Origin of the sequence: Azospirillum brasilense (assembly GCF_001315015.1) — a bacterium.
GTDB lineage: Bacteria > Pseudomonadota > Alphaproteobacteria > Azospirillales > Azospirillaceae > Azospirillum > Azospirillum brasilense.
Genome location: NZ_CP012914.1, coordinates 1,158,592 through 1,174,940, shown reverse-complemented (window position 1 = coordinate 1,174,940; position 16,349 = coordinate 1,158,592). Strand labels below are relative to the sequence as shown.

14 protein-coding genes are annotated in these 16,349 nt (G+C 68.0%); 9 read left to right on the top strand and 5 right to left on the bottom strand.

Annotated features, from left to right (window positions below; all coding sequences use genetic code 11):
- Positions 1 to 162: 162 nt before the first annotated feature.
- Together AMK58_RS05325 and AMK58_RS05320 are read right to left on the bottom strand one after the other, a co-directional pair.
- Positions 163 to 1,119 (bottom strand): anti-sigma factor family protein, encoded by a 957-nt coding sequence (locus tag AMK58_RS05325; RefSeq protein ID WP_059398691.1) that lies wholly within the window; start codon positions 1,117 to 1,119, stop codon positions 163 to 165.
- Complete coding sequence (locus AMK58_RS05320) at positions 1,119 to 1,628, bottom strand: sigma-70 family RNA polymerase sigma factor (protein ID WP_014239953.1); 510 nt, start codon at positions 1,626 to 1,628, stop codon at positions 1,119 to 1,121. The genes AMK58_RS05325 and AMK58_RS05320 overlap by 1 nt, the downstream gene beginning before the upstream one ends.
- 323 nt (positions 1,629 to 1,951) lie before the next feature.
- Here AMK58_RS05320 and AMK58_RS05315 point away from each other — a divergent pair, with 323 nt between their 5' ends.
- Complete coding sequence (locus tag AMK58_RS05315; RefSeq protein ID WP_035672621.1) at positions 1,952 to 2,248, top strand: DNA-binding protein; 297 nt, start codon at positions 1,952 to 1,954, stop codon at positions 2,246 to 2,248.
- A gap of 61 nt (positions 2,249 to 2,309) precedes the next feature.
- On the opposite strand, the gene AMK58_RS05310 is transcribed toward AMK58_RS05315, so the two are convergent.
- Positions 2,310 to 4,232, bottom strand: coding sequence for a propionyl-CoA synthetase (locus AMK58_RS05310; protein ID WP_059398690.1), 1,923 nt, complete (start codon positions 4,230 to 4,232; stop codon positions 2,310 to 2,312).
- A 183-nt stretch (positions 4,233 to 4,415) separates the two neighbouring features.
- A complete protein-coding gene (locus tag AMK58_RS05305) occupies positions 4,416 to 5,489 on the bottom strand; it encodes an extracellular catalytic domain type 1 short-chain-length polyhydroxyalkanoate depolymerase (RefSeq protein WP_158283094.1) in 1,074 nt (357 codons plus the stop codon).
- A 294-nt stretch (positions 5,490 to 5,783) separates the two neighbouring features.
- On the opposite strand from AMK58_RS05305, the gene AMK58_RS05300 reads away from it, so the two are divergent.
- The 4 genes from AMK58_RS05300 to AMK58_RS05285 all read left to right on the top strand — a co-directional run bounded on the left by AMK58_RS05300 (position 5,784) and on the right by AMK58_RS05285 (position 10,215).
- Positions 5,784 to 6,140: a hypothetical protein gene (locus AMK58_RS05300; protein WP_035672633.1), complete on the top strand. Its 357-nt coding sequence runs from the start codon at positions 5,784 to 5,786 to the stop codon at positions 6,138 to 6,140.
- A 170-nt stretch (positions 6,141 to 6,310) separates the two neighbouring features.
- Positions 6,311 to 8,116: a M3 family oligoendopeptidase gene (locus tag AMK58_RS05295; protein WP_035672630.1), complete on the top strand. Its 1,806-nt coding sequence runs from the start codon at positions 6,311 to 6,313 to the stop codon at positions 8,114 to 8,116.
- A 93-nt stretch (positions 8,117 to 8,209) separates the two neighbouring features.
- Positions 8,210 to 8,611 carry a bacteriohemerythrin gene (locus AMK58_RS05290; protein WP_051140166.1) on the top strand — a complete coding sequence of 134 codons (402 nt, stop codon included), beginning with the start codon at positions 8,210 to 8,212 and terminating at the stop codon, positions 8,609 to 8,611.
- Between the two features lie 179 nt (positions 8,612 to 8,790).
- Positions 8,791 to 10,215: an FAD-binding oxidoreductase gene (locus AMK58_RS05285; protein WP_035672614.1), complete on the top strand. Its 1,425-nt coding sequence runs from the start codon at positions 8,791 to 8,793 to the stop codon at positions 10,213 to 10,215.
- A gap of 42 nt (positions 10,216 to 10,257) precedes the next feature.
- Here AMK58_RS05285 and AMK58_RS05280 read toward each other — a convergent pair whose 3' ends face one another.
- Positions 10,258 to 11,940, bottom strand: coding sequence for a methyl-accepting chemotaxis protein (locus tag AMK58_RS05280; protein ID WP_059398689.1), 1,683 nt, complete (start codon positions 11,938 to 11,940; stop codon positions 10,258 to 10,260).
- Positions 11,941 to 12,266: 326 nt separating this feature from the next.
- On the opposite strand from AMK58_RS05280, the gene AMK58_RS05275 reads away from it, so the two are divergent.
- The 4 genes from AMK58_RS05275 to queF are packed head-to-tail and all read left to right on the top strand — an operon-like array spanning position 12,267 to position 16,349.
- Positions 12,267 to 13,613, top strand: a complete 1,347-nt coding sequence (locus AMK58_RS05275; RefSeq protein WP_035672612.1) for an ABC1 kinase family protein — start codon at positions 12,267 to 12,269, stop codon at positions 13,611 to 13,613.
- A gap of 57 nt (positions 13,614 to 13,670) precedes the next feature.
- Positions 13,671 to 14,690 (top strand): tRNA preQ1(34) S-adenosylmethionine ribosyltransferase-isomerase QueA, encoded by a 1,020-nt coding sequence (queA, locus tag AMK58_RS05270; RefSeq protein ID WP_035672610.1) that lies wholly within the window; start codon positions 13,671 to 13,673, stop codon positions 14,688 to 14,690.
- Complete coding sequence (gene tgt, locus AMK58_RS05265; protein ID WP_035672607.1) at positions 14,690 to 15,892, top strand: tRNA guanosine(34) transglycosylase Tgt; 1,203 nt, start codon at positions 14,690 to 14,692, stop codon at positions 15,890 to 15,892. The genes queA and tgt overlap by 1 nt, the downstream gene beginning before the upstream one ends.
- On the top strand, positions 15,885 to 16,349 hold the full coding sequence (queF, locus tag AMK58_RS05260) for a preQ(1) synthase (RefSeq protein ID WP_035672604.1): 465 nt from the start codon (positions 15,885 to 15,887) through the stop codon (positions 16,347 to 16,349). Before tgt ends, queF begins: the two co-directional genes overlap by 8 nt.

The window sequence follows — 16,349 nt, the reverse complement described above, 5'->3', positions numbered from 1 at the left end:
GCCCCACGATCCACGCCGTCACGAACGCATTGTGGAGCGGCAGCGGGGCAGGAGTAAACCGGGAAACGAAAAGCGGGGCGCCATCTCAACTTGAGCGCCCCGAGTGTCCCGTTATCTTGGAGAAGCGCGCGAGGGGCCGCGCCCCTCGCGCGCTTCTCCACCTCAGCTGTCCTTCGGCTTGTGCGTATCGCTGATCGGCTGGACGCCGGCGGGCGGCTGATCCTGCTGCTGCTGGGGCTGCTGGTCCTGTTGCGGCTGCGGGTTCTGCTGGTTCTGCTGGTTCTGTTGCTGCGGCTCAGGGGGGCGCGGACCGGCCTTGACGTCGTTGTAGACGGCCTCGGCGACGCGCAGCAGGTCCTCCTTGGACATCCTCCCGGCCAGCGCGTAGGCCAGCGGGCCCTCCACCCAGTAGATGGTTGCCACGTCGCCGTTCTGCGAGAAGCCGAACTTGGCCGGGTTGCCGGAGCGCGGGGCGCCGACGAACAGGGTGACGCGCTTGTTCGCCTCGTTCACGTACATGTACTGGGCGCCGGCCCCCAGCTCGGTGGGCAGCGACCGCCCGCCGATCAGCCGCAGGCCGACCTTGCCCAGGTCCGGGCCGAAGACGTCGCGCCCGACGCGCTTGGACAGCCAGCTGTTCAGCTCGTCCTGGTTGTCGGCGCCAAGCTCGACCTGGAAGCGCTCGTCGGAAGTGTAGAAGCGGTGGGCCTGGGTGGCCTCCTCCGCAAAGGTCTGGAGCGTCTGGCGCTGCTGGACGACCGGCGACTGGTCCACCGCGCCGCGGCCCAGCCAGCCGCCGCCGGCCCCGCCGACGATCAGCATCACCGCCGCGGCCATGCGCACCCAGTGGCGGGCGTGCCAGGGGGCGGCGTTGTCGTTGCCGGGCATCCGACCGCGCAGCTTGCCCGTCAACTCCTCGACCGGGCCGCTGGCCGGCTCGCGCAGCACCGGGTCGAAGAGCTCGTGCAGCAGCGCGGCCTGGGCGCGGTAATCCTCGGCCCGGCGGGCGGCATCCGGGTCGTCGGCCAGCCATCGCTCCACGAAGAGCCGGCGTTCCGGAGCCAGTTGCCCATCCACGTAGGCGTGCAGTTCGTCGTCCGTTACGCAATGCGCGTTCATCACTTCACCCGCCTGAGGGCCACCGAGCCCTCGTTCGCCAGCTTCGCCCTGACCGCCTCGCGCGCCCGCGAGAGGCGCGACATGACGGTCCCGATCGGAACGCCGAGCGTCTCGGCGACCTCCTCGTATTTCAGGCCCTCCAGCGCGACGAGGAGCAGCACCTTGCGCTGTTCCTCCGGCAGGTCGTCGAGCGCGCGCATCATCTCGCGCAACTCCACACGTTCCTCCTGCCGGGCTGGCGTCACCAGCTTCGACTCGACGCTGTCCACATCGACCTCGTCGGGCCGCGACGCTTTGGAGCGGACCTGATTGACATGGACGTTGTGCAGGATGGTGAAAAGCCACGCCCGCAGGTTCGTCCCCGCCTTGAAGGTGTCGGCGCGCGCCACCGCCCGCGTCAACGCCTCCTGCACCAGATCCTCGGCATCCGAACGGTTGCGCAGCAACGCGCGCGCGTAGCGGCGCAGCGACGCAATGTGGACTTCCAGCTCGACCCCGAACGTGCTCAACCGCGCACCCGATTGTTGCCTCGAAGGCTCCACGGACCGCCGGGTGGCGGATCATGGCACTCCTTCAGGTAGGAACGGGTGGCGCGGCCTCCCAGGGCCGAGCCCCATTCAGGACCCGGTACGCCAGGATGAACGCCCCCCGCTCATCGTTTATTCCAGACTTTGATGCCCGTGCAGCAAAAATTCGGCGGAAAGGTGGCGGGACCGAAAACGGCCACCCTGGAGCGCCGCCTTGTGGCAAATCGCCGCTGCGCGCGGATGAACCGCCTGTTCCGGCACGCGGCTTGGCACAATCCACCGCACTGCGTCATAAGGGCGGGGCCATGGCACGCCATCACGACACCATCGAGATCCTGGTCACCGCCCGCCATCTGGAGGCCCAGGGCATCCGTCCGACCACGCGCATGCTGCGCTTGGCGCTGGGCGGCGGCAGCAACGCGGCCATCGCCCAGGCGCTGGCCATGGCGGAGCTGACCCCTCTGGAAGACCTGATCCGGCGCCGCCGCGACCAGCTCGACCTCGACATTGCCAACGCCCGCCGCGCCCTGGCCGAGCTGGAGGCCGAGCAGGCCCGGCTGGACGAGCTGGACGACTCCTTGAGCGCGCTGGACAGGGCCTAGCCGAAAAAGAAAACCCCTCCCCCGGACGGCGCCGGGGAAGGGGCTTCGAACGCCGGATCGGTCAGCCGGCCTGATGCGTCTTGGCGTAGCCGAGCGACTGCAGCGCCTCGGCGATCTCCGGCAGGATGCCCGGATCGTCGATGGTCGCCGGAGTCTTGTAGTCCTGGTTGTCGGCGATCTTCTGCATGGTGCCGCGCAGGATCTTGCCGGAGCGGGTCTTCGGCAGGCGTTCCACCACCACGGCGCGCTTGAAGTCGGCAACCGGCCCGATCTGCTCGCGCACCAGCTGGACCACCTCCTTGACGATCTCCTCGTGCGGGCGGGTCACGCCGGCCTTCAGGCAGAGGAAGCCCAGCGGCACCTGCCCCTTCAGGTCGTCGGCGACGCCGATCACCGCGCATTCCGCCACGTCCTTGTGGCTGGCCAGAACCTCCTCCATGCCACCGGTGGACAGGCGGTGGCCGGCGACGTTGATGATGTCGTCGGTACGGGCCATGATGTAGACGTAGCCGTCGTCGTCGATGAAGCCCGCGTCACCGGTCTGGTAGTAGCCGGGGTAATCGGACAGGTACGACGTCCTGTAGCGGTCGTCGGCGTTCCACAGCGTCGGCAGCGTGCCCGGAGGCAGCGGCAGCTTCACGCAGATGGCGCCGATGTCGCCGCGCGGCACCTCCTTGTTCTCGGCGTTCAGGATCTGCACGTCCCAGCCCGGCATCGGGCGGGTGGCGGAGCCGTACTTGATCGGGAAGAGATGCACGCCCAGCGGGTTGCCGGAGATCGCCCAGCCGGTCTCGGTCTGCCACCAATGGTCGATGACCGGAACGTTCAGATTGTCCTCGGCCCAATGCAGCGTGTCGGGGTCCGACCGCTCGCCGGCCAGGAACAGGGCGCGGAAATGCGACAGGTCGTACTTCTTCAGCAGTTCGGCGTTGGGGTCCTCGCGCTTGATGGCGCGGAAGGCGGTCGGGGCGGTGAACAGCGTGCCGATCTTGTGCTGCTCGATCACCCGCCAGAAGGTGCCGGCGTCCGGCGTGCCCACCGGCTTGCCCTCGAACACCACCGTGGTGCAGCCGTGCAGCAGCGGGCCGTAGACGATGTAGGAGTGGCCGACGACCCAGCCCACGTCCGACGCCGCCCAGTACACCTCGCCCGGCTCGACGTTGTAGATGTTCTTCATCGTCCACTTCAGCGCCACGGCGTGGCCGCCGTTGTCGCGGATCACGCCCTTCGGCTGGCCCGTGGTGCCCGAGGTGTAGAGGATGTAGAGCGGGTCGGTCGCGGCCACCGGCACGCACTCCACCGGTTCGGCCTTGGCGACGGCCTCCGCCCAGTCCACGTCGCGGCCTTCGACCAGGGTCGCGGTCTCCTGCGGCCGCTGGAAGACGATGACGCTGGACGGCTTGTGCTCCGCCTGCTCGATGGCGGCGTCGAGCATCGGCTTGTACTTGACGACGCGGTTCGGCTCGATGCCGCATGAGGCCGAGACGATGGCCTTCGGCCGGGAGTCGTTGATGCGGGTCGCCAGCTCGTGCGGGGCGAAGCCGCCGAACACCACCGAATGCACAGCACCGAGACGCGCGCAGGCCAGCATGGCGACCAGCGACTGCGGGATCATCGGCATGTACAGGATGACGCGGTCGCCCTTCTCCACGCCCTGGGCGCGCAGCGCGCCGGCGAAGCGGGCGACCTGATCCTGAAGCTCGGCGTAGGTGATGGTCTGCACGGTCTTGGTGACCGGGCTGTCGTAGATGATCGCCGCCTGGGCGCCGCGTCCGGCCTCCACATGGCGGTCGACGGCGTTGTAGCAGGTGTTCAGGACGCCGCCGGTGAACCAGCGGTAGAAGGGCGCGTTGCTGTCGTCCAGCACCTTGTCCCAGCGCTTGATCCAGGTGATGTCTTCCGCCGCCTCGCCCCAGAATCCGTCGGGATCGGACAGGGAACGGGCGTGGATCTGGTTGTAGCGATCGGCCGAGCTTTGGCTCATGGGGGGCGTCCCTTATATTTTGTTTGGTTCGCGTTTCTCCGCAGCCGCGCAATGAACGTTCACGCAGCGGCCCCAATCTGCGTCAGATCTGCATCGTTTGGCAAACGGCATTCCGGAAGGTGCGGCGGGCTGTCGCACCACTTTGGTGAGTGCCGAACCCGCCCGCCGCCCTTCCGGCGGGTGTTACTGTTCCAGTTGCAGGAAGCCGGCGGCCAGCGCCGCGCCGCAGAGGCCGACATCCTCGATGTAGGTCTTCGTCTCCGACACCCGCACCCGCCCGCAGGGGCGCTGCGGGTTGCCGGTGTCGATGGGCATGACGTGGCCGACGTCCTTCAGAAGCACCGTCTCCACCCACAGGGCGTTGGCACCCGCCGGGGCGTAGCCCTGCCGCACGGCGCGCGCCGGCCAGGACGGCTCCTGCCCGATGACCACGGGGGCATCCGCCTTCAGCCCATGGAAGGCCGTCCATTGGTTGGTCAGATAGAGGGCGTTCTGCGGGTCCACAGTGCAGTCCGCCGTCCCCTGGACGATCAGCACGCGCGGACGCCCGACGGGGTGTCGGGCGCGCTGGACCGCCTTCGTCCATTCGCGGCTGTCATAGCCGCCGGAGCGCGCCTTCACCTCGGCGCAGGCGCGCATAACCGAGATGCCGCAGAGCGACGCGGCCGACTGCATGCTCTGGGCGCACAGTGCCGGAACGCCAGCGAAGAGCGCCCCGCCCGCGAAGAGCTGCGGAAAGTCGGCCAGCAGGGTCGCCGCCATCCCTGCCCCCGCCGACAGGCCGGTGACGGACACCCGCTCCGCGTCCACCACCGGACCGTTGGCGCCCAGCCCCTTGCCGGAGACGACCGCCCCGACCATCGAGGCGATGGCCGCCGCCTCGCTCGGCACAAAGCCTTTCAATGGGCTGTTCAGCCGGTCGGCGAAGTTGAAGCAGCCGAGCGGGTTGCCGTAACGCCCGAAGCCCCCGGTTCCCACCATGGACAGCAGATTGTGCTTCTGCGCCGGCAACAGGGCGACGAAGCCATGGGCGTCGGCCATATCCTTCCAGCCCGAATCCTCGAAGAAGGTGCGGGCATCCTGCTCGCAGCCGTGCAGCAGGACCAGCAGCGGCGCCTTGCCGCGCGCCCGCGCGCTGTCCGGCACATAGACCAGGGCCGACAGGGCCGTGCCCTGCGCGTCGTAGCTGCCGGCGGGCAGTTCGACGGGCATGGCCTGCTGCGGCTGGGCCGCGGCGACGGGAAGAAGCCACGACAAGAGGAAGAACGCCGCCAAAACCGGCTTTCGTAAGCGCACCAATAATGTCATCGCCGCCCCCTTCCCACATCGGGAGAATTGATTCGCAGGGCATCAAATTGCCTCACCAATTTCCATTGAAGACGCGCAACAACCACTTGTGAACTGCCAATTTTTAAAAGGCCGTCCCGATCGCATACTTGCGTATGGCTGCGTTCATTTTACACAGGCCGCGACGTCCCGTCCGTCATCGGGTTCCCTCGGTGGCGGCCTTGTCTCTGGCCTATTGGAGATTGGAACGCTATGCATGTCGCCATGAGCAGCGACCCGCCCGTCTTCGGCATCCGCCCGATCCTGACCGTCGTCCACCCGAACGGCGAACGGCTGATCGTGGCCCGGCTGACCAGTCTCGGCGGGTCCAGCCAGTCCAACCGCTTCGTCCTGCGCCGCGCCGATTTCCGCGCGCCGTGGGAGCAGCCGGACAAGGGCTATTTCGGTTATGCGGAGGTCGCCCGCGCGCTCGACGCTAACGGCTGGCGCGGCTGTACCATCGAGGCGATGCCGACAACCGACCTCGAGGAGCGGCGGACCCGTCAGCTCGCCCGCAAGAAGCTGCACCTGCAATGCGTGGAGGCGGCCATCCGCCGCGCGCAGGAAAGCCAGGCTCCCTGAGCGGGTCCCGCAGCGCAGCCTTCCCCCGGACCCGCGCGGCGCTTATATCCGGTTCCAAAGCTCACGACGGCCCAAGCCCAGAACGGCAAAAGCCCAGAACGGAGGGACAGATGACCCGCAGCGCCACCCGGCACCCGATTGGCGTTCCCCTTGGCGGTCCGCAGACCGGCATGCCCGACACCGCCCTGGCCGCCACGGGGGACGGGCCGGACCTCGGCGCCCTGCCCTCCTGGGACCTGACCGACCTCTATCCGGGCATGGAGTCGGCGGAACTGAAGGCCGACCTGGAGCGGATGGAGCGCGCCTCCAAGGACTTCTATGAACAATACGCGACCAAGCTCGCCGGGCTGGACGGCAACGCCTTCGCCGCCGCCATCCGCGAGTACGAACACATCGACGAGGTGCTGTCGCGGGTGATGTCCTACGCCGGGCTGGTCTACAACGGCAACATGACCGACCCGGCCATCGCCAAGTTCTACCAGTCGGCGCAGGAGCGGGTGAACGGCATCTCCACCCACCTCGTCTTCTTCACGCTGGAGATCAACCGGCTGGAGGACAAGGTGCTGGACGCCAAGGTGAAGGCGTCGAAGGAGCTTGCCCGCTACGCCCCCTGGCTGCGCGACGTCCGCCTGTTCCGCGAGCACCAGCTCTCCGACGAGGTCGAAAGGCTGCTCCATGAGAAGCATGTGGTCGGGCGCGCCGCCTGGAACCGCCTGTTCGACGAGACGATCGCGTCCTTGCGCTTCCCCATCGGCGGCAAGGAGCTGACCTGCGCGGAGGCGCTGAACCGCCTGTCCGACCGCCGCCAGGAGGTCCGCAAGGAGGCTGGGGCGGTGATCGGCCGGGTGATGGGCGACAACATCCGCCTGTTCGCCCTGGTCACCAACACGCTGGCCAAGGACAAGGAGATCGACGACAAGTGGCGCAACTACAAGGCGCCGACGTCGGCCCGCAACCTGTCCAACCGCGTCGAGGACGAGGTGGTGGATGCTCTGGCCGCGGCGGTGAAGGACGCCTACCCGGCGCTGTCCCACCGCTACTACGCGATGAAGGCCAAGTGGTTCGGGCAGGATCACCTGGACTACTGGGACCGTAACGCCCCGCTTCCCGACGACACCGACCGCAGCATCCGCTGGGACGAGGCGCGCGATCTGGTCCTGGGCGCCTATGGCCGCTTCTCGCCGGATCTGGCGGCGCTCGGCAAGCGCTTCTTCGACAACGCCTGGATCGACGCGCCGGTGCGCCCCGGCAAGGCGCCGGGCGCCTTCGCCCACCCGACGGTGCCAAGCGTCCACCCCTATCTGCTGGTCAACTACCAGGGCAAGACGCGCGACGTGATGACGCTGGCGCATGAGCTGGGCCACGGCGTGCACCAGATCCTGGCCGGCGGCCAGGGGCACCTGCTGTCCGACACGCCGCTGACCCTGGCGGAGACCGCATCGGTGTTCGGCGAGATGCTGACCTTCCGCGCCCTGCTCGACCGCGAGACCGACCCGAAGCGCCGCAAGATCATGCTGGCCTCCAAGGTCGAGGACATGCTGAACACGGTGGTCCGCCAGATCGCCTTCTTCGACTTCGAGCGCCGCGTCCACACCGAGCGCCGCGAGGGCGAGTTGACGGCGGAGCGGCTGGGCGAGATCTGGATGGCGGTGCAGACCGAAAGCCTCGGCCCGGCGCTGCGCTTCGACGAGGGCTACCGGAACTACTGGTCCTACATCCCGCACTTCATCCACTCGCCCTTCTACGTCTACGCCTACGCGTTCGGCGATTGCCTGGTGAACTCGCTCTACGCGGTCTACCAGGAGTCGGAAAAGGGCTTCGCGGAGAAGTATCTGGCGATGCTGTCGGCGGGCGGCACGCTGCGCCACCAGGAGCTTCTGGCTCCCTTCGGGCTGGACGCCAGCGACCCGGCCTTCTGGCAGAAGGGGCTGAACGTCATCCGCGGCTTTGTTGACGAGCTGGAAAATCAACCCTGACCGGAGTTTCCCACCGGGTTTTCTTGACGGACGTCAAGAATCCCTAATCGTGGGATGGGTATGGTGCCTCCAACGATCCCTTCGGAGAGCACCATGCCCACCCTCTCGATCCCCGCCTGGAGCCCATCCCTGGAAGTCGGCAACGCCATCATCGACGCCGACCACAAGGAAACCGTTGAGCTTCTGGCCGAAGCCGCCAAGGCGTCGGACACCGACCTGCCCGCCCATTTCACCGCCTTCGCCCAGCACCTCCGCGACCATCTGGCCCGCGAGGAGGAGCTGATGCACCAGTACGGCTTCCCGCCGACGCCCATCCACGTCCACGAGCACAACCGCGTCCGTCTGGAGCTGGAAGGCATCGCCAAGCGCATGGCCGCGGGCAATCTGGCGCTGGTCCGCGGTTACCTGACCGAGGTCGTGCCGGAGTGGTTCATCAACCACAAGAACACCATGGACAGCGCCACCGCCGCCTGGATCCGCAGCCAGGGCGGCTGATCCACCGCCCTCCACCGTGAAAGCCGCGCGAACACCGAATTGAGGGGTGGCTCCGTCCGGAAGAACACCGGAGGGAGCCCTTTCCCGGATGGCCTGAACACGGGCGAAAATTTACCCTTGTTGCGCCAATCCGCTCCGAATGTTCGCGAAAATTGCTGCTTTGACGTGGGAGGTGCTTGATGGGCGATTTCACGCTTCGCACCGCCGACCGGCGGGACGCGACCCTTTCCCAGGAAGCCGTCAACGATCTTGCCGCCCGTCTGCGCGGCCCGCTGCTGACCCCGCAGTCGCCGGGCTATGACGAGGCCCGGACGATCTGGAACGCGATGATCGACCGCCGGCCCGGCCTGATCGCCCGCTGCGCCGGGGCCGCCGACGTCATGCAGGCGGTGCGCTTCGCGCGGGAGAACGGGCTGCTGGTCTCCGTGCGCGGCGGCGGTCACAACATCGCCGGCAACTCCCTGTGCGACGGCGGCCTGCTGATCGACCTCGGCGCGTTGCGCTTCGTCCATGTCGACCCGGTCAGCCGGACCGCGCGGGTGGCGCCCGGCGCCACGCTGGGCGATCTCGACCGGGAAACGCAGGCCTTCGGGCTGGCCGTGCCGGTCGGCATCAACTCGACCACCGGCATCGCCGGGCTGACGCTGGGCGGCGGGTTCGGCTGGCTGACCCGCAAATACGGGCTGACGGTGGACAATCTGCTGGCCGCCGACGTGGTCACCGCCGACGGGAAGTTCCTGCGGGCCAGCGCCGACGAGAACGCCGACCTCTTCTGGGCCATCCGCGGCGGCGGCGGCAATTTCGGCATCGTCACCTCCTTCACCTTCCGCCTGCATCCCGTGGGGCCGATGGTGTTTGCCGGGCTGGTCGTCCATCCCTTCGCGGGGGCCGGCGACCTGATGCGCCGCTACCGCGACGCCACGGCGGCCCTGCCGGACGAGGCCACCGCCTGGATGGTGCTGCGCAAGGCGCCGCCCCTGCCCTTCCTGCCGCCGGACGTGCACGGCAAGGAGGTGGTGGTCATGCCGATCATCTGCGCCAGCGACGACGAGGCGGCGGCCCGCAAGGCGCTGGAGCCGGTGCTGTCGCTGGGCACGCCGGTCGGCGAGCATGTCGGCCTCATGCCCTACGCGGCGTGGCAGGCGGCCTTCGACCCGCTTCTGGTGCCGGGCGCGCGGAACTACTGGAAATCGCAGAACTTCACCGGGCTGGAGGACGGGTTGATCGACCTTCTGGTCGAGGAGGCCGCGAGGCTGCCCTCCGACCAGTGCGAGATCTTCGTCGGTCTGCTCGGTGCGGCGGCCAACCGCGTGCCGGCGGACGCCACCGCCTACCCGCACCGCGACGCCCTCTTCGTCATGAACGTGCACGCACGCTGGAACACCCCGCCGGAGGACAGCGCCTGCATCCAATGGGCGCGCGGCGTTTCCGACCGGACCGCCCGCTACGCCACGGGCGGAGTCTACGTGAACTTCGTCACCGACGACGAACAGCGCGTCCAGGCCGCCTACGGGCCGAACTACGAGCGCCTGCGGGCGCTGAAGGCGACGTACGACCCGACCAACCTCTTCTGCGTGAACCAGAACATCGCGCCGGGCGGGTGAGCGCGGTGCTTCCTGCGGAACAGTGGCGCCGGCTTGCCGGCGTCACGCCGCGTGCATCTGCTGCAGGAAGCGCTCGATCTCCACCCGCAGCGTTTCGCTCTCCTCCTGCACCTCGCTGGCGGCCTTGAAGACGTCACCGGCCATGCGCCCGGTGTCGGAGGCCGCCCGGGCGACGTCGATGATGTTGTCGGCCACGACGCGCGTCCCCTGCGCGGCTTCGTCGACGTTGCGGACGATCTCGGTCGTGGCCGCTCCCTGCTGTTCTACGGCGCCGGCGATGCTCGTGGTCAGTTCCCTCATCCGCACGGTGGTCGCGGAGATGCCGCGGATGGCCGCCACCGCCACGGCGGTTTCGGTCTGGATGGCGGTGATCTGGGCGGCGATCTCCTCGGTCGCCTTGGCCGTTTGGTTGGCGAGGCTCTTCACTTCGGAGGCGACGACGGCGAAGCCCTTGCCGGCCTCTCCGGCCCTGGCCGCCTCGATGGTCGCGTTCAGTGCCAGCAGGTTGGTCTGCGAGGCGATGTTCTGGATGAGGCTCGTCACTTCACCGATCCTCGCCACCGCGTCGGCGAGGCTGCCGATTTTGTGATTTGCCGCGGCGGCGTCACGGTCGGCGGTCGTGGCGATGGCGCTGCCGTCGGAGACCTGCCGGGCGATCTCGTGGATCGACGCGGTCAGCTCATTGCCGGCCGCCGCCACGGTTTCAACGTTGGCCGTCGCCTGTTCGGCGGCCGACGAGACGGTGGCGCTCTGCCGCTGGGTTTCCTCGGCGGTGGCGGACAGGCTGTCCGACGACGTGTGCAGGGTTCGCACGGAGGCCGTGACCCGGTCGAGCAATCCGGTGACGATCCCATCGAAGCGGCGGGTGAACTCCTCGATCCGGCGCTGGCGTTCGCCGCGGCGGGCGGATTCCTCCTTCTCCGCGGCTTCCAGACGGCGCTTTTCGATGGCGGAGTCCTTGAACACCTGGAGAGCCGTCGACATGCCGCCGATTTCGTCGCCGCGGCCCTGTCCCTCGACAATCGTGTCGAGATTGCCGTCCGCAAGCGCCCGCATCGCACCCGTAAGCCTCTCGATGGGGCCGGCGATGGTGCGGCGGGTCAGCAGGACCGCCAGCCCAAGGCAGACGACGATGCCCACGGCGCCGATGATCATCGTCCACAGGCGCGAGTCCTGATAGCCGGCCGTTGCCATGTCGGCAGCGCTGTCGAGATCCTTGTCCGCCCTTTCCAGAAGTGCGCGCATGCGGGACAGAAGATCGAGGAAAGCGGGTTCATACCGCTTTCCCATCACGGCCATCGCCTCCTGGTCCTTGCCGCCCAAGGTCAGAGAGCGGACCTCTTCCGCGATCTTGGACATGACGCCGGTTTGCTGGTGCGCGGCGGCGATATCGGCAGCCAGCGACGGGAGCGTCTTGCCGGCCATGTCCAGCCGTTGGTCGAGCAGTTTTTCCTGCCGGACGATCTCCTCGGCCAGACTGCGCATGCGCGCCGGGTCCGCTTCGGAGATCATGGTGTAGAGCAGCCGCCCGGTCTCGTTGAGCGTCGAGGTGCCGCGGGCGAGCCACAGGCTCGCCTTGGCCTCGCCGTTGATCAGGTTGGTGTAGCTCTGATCGAGGCTTCCCATCCGGACCAGCCCGTTGGTGCTCAACGCAACCGCAAGCACGGCCATCAGGCCGATCACCAGAAGCACCTTGTTGACGATCCGGAAGTCCTGAAACCGCATCTGTTCCCCCGTTGCACCGGGCTTCGCGCCACATACTCCGGTATGCGGCCCGATTGATTATGAAAGAATTAAAACACATTCTCTGTCGCCTGAATTTAATGAAAAGAAGATAAATGCGTTAAAAAAGGAAATATTCAATCTTTGATAGCGTGCTTTTATGATTCCGATCCATTTGAGTACAAAGGAAACCGGAGACCAGAGGACGCCGCCGCGCTTCTGAGATTCGGCGCGACGAGCGCCGGGTGCCGATGGCGATGTCCGGTCCGCGGTGCCGGAACGTCGCCGGGGGACTCGCCTTTCGGCCCCGCCGCACCCACCTATTCGGCATGCCGAACACGGATGAGAACAGGCTTGGCGGCCGGATCGCGCGGTATGCGCGGGTCGGGACCGCCGTGGGGGGCCTTGCGGCCCGTTTCGCCGGAGAACGGGTGCTGGGCATCCCCCTGGAGCGGGATCGCCACGCCGCCGAACTGCGCGCCGCGCTGGGCGGGCTGAAGGGACCGTTGATGAAGGTGGCGCAACTGCTGTCCACCATCCCCGACGCCCTGCCCCGCGAGTATGTGCAGGAGCTGTCGCAGCTCCAGGCCGACGCGCCGTCGATGGGCTGGCCCTTCGTCAAGCGCCGCATGGCGAGCGAGCTGGGCCCCGCCTGGCACAAGCGCTTCCGGCACTTCGAACAGACCGCCGCGGCAGCGGCCTCGCTGGGGCAGGTGCACCGGGCCGTCGGGCTGGATGGGCAAAGCCTCGCCTGCAAGCTTCAATACCCGGACATGGCCTCCGCCGTGGAAGCGGACCTGCGCCAGCTCGGCCTGATCTTCGCCATCTTCGAGCGCACCGACAGCGCCATCTCCACCAAGCAGATCCAGGCGGAGATCGGCGCCCGGCTGCGCGAGGAGCTGGATTACGAGCGCGAGGCCAAGCACGCCCGCCTCTACCGCGCCATGCTGGCCGACACCTCCGGCGTTCATGTGCCGGCGGTGGTGCCCGACCTCTCAACCCGCCGCCTGTTGACGCTGGAATGGGTGGAGGGGCGCAAGATCCTGGACTTCGTCAAGGATCAGCCGGACGCCCGCGACACGCTGGCGATGAACATGTTCCGGGCCTGGTACGTGCCCTTCTACGGCTACGGCATCATCCACGGCGACCCGCATCTGGGGAACTACACGGTGCGGCCCGACCGCTCCATCAACCTGCTGGATTTCGGCTGCATCCGCGTCTTCCCGGCCCGCTTCGTGAAGGGGGTGATCGATCTCTACGACGCGCTGCAGACCGGCAACCAGGACAAGGCGGTGGAGGCCTACCGCACCTGGGGCTTCGCCAACCCGACCAAGGAGCTGGTGGACGTGCTGAACATCTGGGCGCGCTTCGTCTACGCCCCGATCATGGACGACCGCAGCCGCCGCATCGAGGAGACCAACTCCGGCCATTACGGCCGCGAGACCGCCGCCAAGGTCCATGCCGAGCTGCGCCGCGTCGGCGGGGTGGAGGTGCCGCGGGAGTTCGTCTTCATGGACCGCGCGGCCATCGGGCTGGGCTCCGTCTTCCTGCATCTCCAGGCCGAGGTGAACTGGTACCGGCTGTTCCAGGAGATGATCCAGGGCTTCGACGTGGACGTCCTGCACGCCCGCCAGACCGCCGCCCTGACCGCCCAAGCCCTTCCTTTGCCCGAATGAACCCCGACTCGTAATGCTTCCCCCCTCCCACCGCTTTGGTCTATACGAGCGGCTCCCATGAAGACCGCCGATTTCGACTTCGACCTTCCGCCGGACCGCATCGCCGAGCATCCGGCCAAGCCGCGTGACGCCGCCCGTCTGCTCGACGTGGCGGAGCGCCTGCACGACCGCACCGTGCGCGACCTGCCCGCCCTGCTGGAGCCGGGCGACCTGATGGTCGTCAACGACACCCGCGTCATCCCTGCCCGGCTGGACGGCCGGCGCGGCGAGGTGCGGGTGGAGATCACCCTTCACAAGCGCGAGGGCGAGCGGGAGTGGGCGACCTTCGCCCGCCCCGGCAAGCGGCTGAAGCCCGGCGACGTGATCGCCATCGCCGACGACCTCAATGCCGAGGTGGTCGCCAAGGACGGGATGGAGGTCCGCCTGCGCTTCTCCAAGGGCGGGCCGGCGCTGATGGAGGCGCTGCACCGCCACGGCCGAATGCCCCTGCCCCCCTACATCCGGCGCGAGGCGGACGAGCAGGACGCGGCGGACTACCAGACCGTCTTCGCCGCGCGCGAGGGCGCCGTCGCCGCTCCCACCGCCGGGCTGCACTTCACGCCGGAGCTTCTTGCGGCGCTCGATGCGCGCGGCGTCCGCCGCGTGCCGGTGACGCTGCATGTCGGGGCCGGCACCTTCCTGCCGGTCAAGGTGGACGACATCGCCGAACACCGCATGCACAGCGAGTGGGGCGAGATCTCCGCGGAGACCGCCGAGGCCATCAACGCCACCCGCGCGGCGGGCGGGCGGATCGTGTCGGTCGGCACCACGGCGCTGCGCATCCTGGAAACGGCGGGGCTGGACGACCGCAGCATCCGGGCCTTCAGCGGCGACACCGACATCTTCATCACCCCCGGCTACCGCTTCAAGATCGTGGACCTGCTGTTGACCAACTTCCACCTGCCCCGCTCCACCCTGTTCATGCTGGTCTGCGCCTTCGCCGGCATGGACCGGATGAAGGCGGCCTACGCGCACGCCATCGGCCAGAACTATCGTTTCTTCAGCTACGGCGACGCGTCGCTGCTCCGGAGGGTGTGATGACCGGGATCGGGTTCGAGCTTCTGAAGACCGACGGGCGCGCCCGGCGCGGGCGGGTCTCCACCGCGCATGGCGCCATCAACACACCGGCCTTCATGCCCGTGGGCACCGCCGCCACCGTCAAGGCGATGACCAGCGACGCGGTGAAATCCACCGGCGCCGAAATCCTGCTCGGCAACACCTACCACCTGATGCTGCGCCCCACGGCGGAGCGCGTCGGGCAGTTGGGCGGCCTGCACCGCTTCATGAACTGGGACAAGCCGATCCTGACGGACAGCGGCGGTTTCCAGGTGATGTCCCTGTCGGACCTGCGCACCATGACCGAGGAGGGGGTGACCTTCAAATCCCACCTCGACGGCAGCAAGCACCACCTGACGCCGGAACGCTCGATCCAGATCCAGCACCTGCTGGACAGCAACATCACCATGTGCCTGGACGAGTGCACCCCCTTCCCGGCGACGGAGGCGCAGGCGGCCAGTTCCATGCGCCTGTCGATGCGCTGGGCGAAGCGCAGCAAGGACGCCTTCGTCGAGCGGCCCGGCTACGGCCTGTTCGGCATCGTGCAGGGCGGCGTCTACGCCGACCTGCGCGCGGAGAGCGTGGCCGCGCTGTCCGACATCGGCTTCGACGGCTACGCCATCGGCGGGCTGGCCGTGGGCGAGGGCCAGGAGACGATGTTCACCGTGCTCGACTTCACCGAGCCGCTGATGGTCAAGGAACGCCCGCGCTACCTGATGGGCGTCGGCCGCCCCAGCGACCTGATCGGCGCGGTGCGGCGCGGCGTCGACATGTTCGATTGCGTGATGCCCACCCGCTCGGGCCGCACCGGTCAGGCCTTCGTGCGGCGCGGCACCATCAATATCCGCAACGCCCGCCACGCCCACGACGAGCGGCCGCTCGACGAGGAATGCGGCTGCCCGGCGTGCCGCAACCACAGCCGCGCCTATCTGCACCACCTGTTCAAGGCGGGCGAGATGCTGGGGCCGATGCTGCTGACCTGGCACAACCTGCATTACTACCAGGACCTGATGGCCGAGCTTCGGCAGGCCATCGAGGACGGCCGCTTCGAGGAGGTCGCAAGCGCGCTGGAGGCCCGCCTGAACGAGGGCGACGTCCCGGCCACCGAGGACCCGCTGGCCCACCTGAAGGTGAAGCCGGCCAAGCCCGCAAAGCCCGCGAAAAAGGAATCCGCCGATGTCTGAGAACATCTATGCCGGCCTGACGCAGCTCGGCGGCGCCACCGTCCAGCCGAAAACGCCGGAAGAGGCGGTGCTGGAGCGCGTGCCGAACCCGAACCCCGGTGAGAATTACGTCGTGCGCTTCACGGCGCCGGAATTCACCTCGCTCTGCCCGATCACCGGCCAGCCGGACTTCGCCCATCTGGTCATCGACTATGTGCCGGGCGAGTGGCTGGTGGAATCCAAGTCGCTCAAGCTGTTCCTGACCAGCTTCCGCAACCACGGCGCCTTCCACGAGGCCTGCACGGTCGGCATCGGCAAGCGTCTGGTGGATGAGCTGAAGCCGGTGTGGCTGCGCATCGGCGGCTACTGGTACCCGCGTGGCGGCATCCCCATCGACGTGTTCTACGCCACCGGCGAGCCGCCGAAGGGGGTGTGGATTCCGTCGCAGGACGTCCAGACCTACCGCGGCCGTGGTTGA

Coding starts and splice junctions, on each gene's coding strand:
- AMK58_RS05325 (WP_059398691.1), bottom strand. CDS start 1,119: ATGAACGCGCATTGCGTAACGGACGACGAACTGCACGCCTACGTGGAT.
- AMK58_RS05315 (WP_035672621.1), top strand. CDS start 1,952: ATGGCACGCCATCACGACACCATCGAGATCCTGGTCACCGCCCGCCAT.
- AMK58_RS05310 (WP_059398690.1), bottom strand. CDS start 4,232: ATGAGCCAAAGCTCGGCCGATCGCTACAACCAGATCCACGCCCGTTCC.
- AMK58_RS05300 (WP_035672633.1), top strand. CDS start 5,784: ATGAGCAGCGACCCGCCCGTCTTCGGCATCCGCCCGATCCTGACCGTC.
- AMK58_RS05295 (WP_035672630.1), top strand. CDS start 6,311: ATGCCCGACACCGCCCTGGCCGCCACGGGGGACGGGCCGGACCTCGGC.
- AMK58_RS05290 (WP_051140166.1), top strand. CDS start 8,210: ATGCCCACCCTCTCGATCCCCGCCTGGAGCCCATCCCTGGAAGTCGGC.
- AMK58_RS05285 (WP_035672614.1), top strand. CDS start 8,791: ATGGGCGATTTCACGCTTCGCACCGCCGACCGGCGGGACGCGACCCTT.
- AMK58_RS05280 (WP_059398689.1), bottom strand. CDS start 11,940: ATGCGGTTTCAGGACTTCCGGATCGTCAACAAGGTGCTTCTGGTGATC.
- AMK58_RS05275 (WP_035672612.1), top strand. CDS start 12,267: ATGCCGAACACGGATGAGAACAGGCTTGGCGGCCGGATCGCGCGGTAT.
- queA (WP_035672610.1), top strand. CDS start 13,671: ATGAAGACCGCCGATTTCGACTTCGACCTTCCGCCGGACCGCATCGCC.
- tgt (WP_035672607.1), top strand. CDS start 14,690: ATGACCGGGATCGGGTTCGAGCTTCTGAAGACCGACGGGCGCGCCCGG.
- queF (WP_035672604.1), top strand. CDS start 15,885: ATGTCTGAGAACATCTATGCCGGCCTGACGCAGCTCGGCGGCGCCACC.